This is a genomic window from Streptomyces sp. NPDC050619, from assembly GCF_040654815.1.
GTDB lineage: Bacteria > Actinomycetota > Actinomycetes > Streptomycetales > Streptomycetaceae > Streptomyces.
In genome coordinates this window covers 1-2,631 of the sequence record NZ_JBFAIR010000116.1, presented here as the reverse complement: position 1 = coordinate 2,631, position 2,631 = coordinate 1, and the positions used below count along the sequence as shown (strand labels likewise).

Annotated in this window: 2 protein-coding genes; one reads left to right on the top strand and one right to left on the bottom strand. The window is 66.4% G+C overall.

Features of this window, described 5'->3' with window-relative positions; all coding sequences use genetic code 11:
* Positions 1 to 276 precede the first annotated feature (276 nt).
* Positions 277 to 1,497 (bottom strand): transposase, encoded by a 1,221-nt coding sequence (locus tag AB0I77_RS53315; protein WP_363290291.1) that lies wholly within the window; start codon positions 1,495 to 1,497, stop codon positions 277 to 279.
* Between the two features lie 179 nt (positions 1,498 to 1,676).
* Between AB0I77_RS53315 and AB0I77_RS53310 the strand changes: the two genes are divergently transcribed.
* Positions 1,677 to 2,631: hypothetical protein (locus tag AB0I77_RS53310; protein WP_363290290.1), on the top strand; the 955-nt coding region annotated here is incomplete at its 3' end.

The window sequence follows — 2,631 nt, the reverse complement described above, 5'->3', positions numbered from 1 at the left end:
GAAATTCTGCGCGACAGGCGCGAAAAATCACTCCCGGTTTCCTGGGCGATCGGCGGTAAGTGCTCCGTGAGCACTGTGGGGTTCGCCATGCGACCCAGTATGCGGGGCGGATATTACGCGGCATAATGCCATCCAACCCCTATTAACCGGGCACCTGACCCCGGCCTGAATGCGGGAAAACCCCTAATTAATTGCCGCTCCACCGGCGCTCCGGCGCCGCTCCACAACGGTTTCTGCGCTTTGACTTCCTCCCCCTCGTGAGCGAGGGGGATTCCCTTATGGGGGGGTTCGGCCGGTCGCCCGGCTTACGGGTTCCTGTTTCACGGACCGGCTGATGCCGAGGTCTCCGCAGGCTGACACGAGCTGTCCGCCCGCGTGTTTGATGTTGATTGCCGCGTTTACGTCGGCATGTGCGGCGTGTCCGCAGCCTGTGGCTTTGCACCGGAAGACCGCTTGGCTTTCGCGGTTGTTTTCGGTGACGAGGCCGCAGGCGGAGCACCGCTGCGACGTGTACGCGGGATTGACCTTCACCACGCGCGTGCCCGTGTACCGGGCCGCGCTGGTGAGGGCGAGTTCGAGGCGGTGCCATCCCTTGTCGAGGATGGCCCGGTTCAGTCCCCGTTTCCGGGCCACCCGCACGCCGGGCGTCTCGACGGTACCCGAGGCGGAGGCGGACATGTTCTTCGTCTTGAGGTCTTCGAGGACGACCAGGGCGTTCTTCGCGGTGATCCGGGCGGCGGTCTGCGCGCAGAAATCCCCGCGCCGGCCGGTGACGCGGCCCATGATCCGGTTCATCGCCGCCACGGTCTTACGGCGGTTCGCGGAGCCTTTCCGCGTCCGGGCGAGGCGCTGCTGCAGCCGCCGGTAGCGCGTGGTCTCGCCGTCGGTGACGAACGGCCGGTCGTGGAAGTCGCCGTCCGAGGTGACGGCCGCTGTCCGCACGCCCCGGTCGATCCCTACCGCCGTGTCCGGCATGGCGTGCCGCTCGGGCGTGGCCGCGCCGTCGTCCACCAGGAAGGACACGAACCAGTGCGCGCCTTTTCGGCTGACGGTCACGGACCGGATCTCAACCCCCAGTGGCCGGGACCACCCGAAGGTGACCCATCCCAGCTTCGGGAGCTTCACCCGCCCCCATCTGCGGCCCAGCCGCTCGACCTCGATCAGCTTGCCCATGGGGAAACGGAACGAGACAGACCAGCGGGCCTTGGAACGCCACCGGACCGTGAACGTGCCATGCTCCCGGCACGCCTTGTCGAGATCCTTCAAGGTCTGCTGCAAGACGTGCGACGGGGCCGCCGTGAGCCACGGGTACTCGCGCTTGGCTTCGGCGAGTTCGGCACACTGCGGTGCGTAGTTCATCCATGCCCCACGCCGCCGGTACGCGCGCCGCTGGTGAAGGGCCGTGTTCCACACCGCCCGGCAGATGTTCCCGAACTCCCCGCACATCTGCGCCTGCTCAGGCGAAAGCACGAGACGATACCGGCGACCCGACAGCATGAACCAACCCCCCTTCAAAACCACGAAGTTGACCAATTCTAACACCATCAGTGCAGGTCAGAGCAGTTGAAAGATGAGCTAACCCCTCCCTGAAGGGAGGGGCCTGCGCTCAAGATGTCCGGTCACGATGTGATCACATCGAAGGTACTCGTGAGCCCGCCGACGCACGCGCGGAAAGCGTGACGTTCCGTCTGGTCTACCGATTCGGCTGCTTCCTGCTCGGCTGGCTGCGCCTGTCGGCCCGCTCCTGCGCGGCCAAGGATGTCGAGATACTGGTGCTCCGGCACCAGCTGGCCATCCTGCAACGCAGCAGCCCCAAGCCCGTGTTCCGCTCGAAAATACGATTTGGGGCTGTGCCTGCATGTTTGCTGATCCTGGCGACGCGGCCTCGACGGGCCTGCAACGATCTGCGGATGTCGCTGTCGGTTGTCTCCACGCTGGTCCGGAATCTGATCATGGTGCCCACTGCCGTGCTGCGTAGCCGCGTGGCCAAGGATGCGGAAGTGATGGCGCTCCGGCATGAGAACGCGGTATTGCGCCGCCAGATCGCCCGGGTCCGGTACGAGCCAGCCGACCGGATCCGGCTCGCCGCCCTCTCCCGACTGATTCCTCGCGGGTGCCAGCGTCAGGTCTTCGCCGTCACACCCACCACGCTGCTGGTCTGGCATCGTCAACTCGCCACCCTCAGATGGACGTTCACCCACCGCGGCCCCGGGCGACCTCCTACCGCGCCCATCGTCAAGCACCTTGTCCTGCGCCTGGCCCGCGAGAACAACACGTGGGGCCACCGGCGGATACAGGGCGAACTCGCCCGCCTCGGCTACCCGATCGCCCCGTGCACGGTCTGGGAGATCTTGCACGCCGCCGGCATCGATCCCGCCCCGCAGCGCTCAGGGCCGACCTGGCACCAGTTCCTCACCGCCCAGGCCCACGGCGTCATCGCCGCCGACTTCCTCCACCTCGACACCGTGTCACTCGAGCGCTTGTACGCCCTGGTCTTCATCGAACACGGCACCCGGCGCCTCCACCTCGCCGGCGTCACTACCAACCCCACAGCTCAATGGACCGTTCAGCAAGCCAGGAACCTCGCCATGACCCTGGGACGCCGCATCGACTCGCTGCGCTTCCTCATCC

What these genes read in the sequence shown, in the direction of transcription:
- AB0I77_RS53315 (WP_363290291.1), bottom strand. Translation starts at nt 1,497, where the DNA reads ATGCTGTCGGGTCGCCGGTATCGTCTCGTGCTTTCGCCTGAGCAGGCG.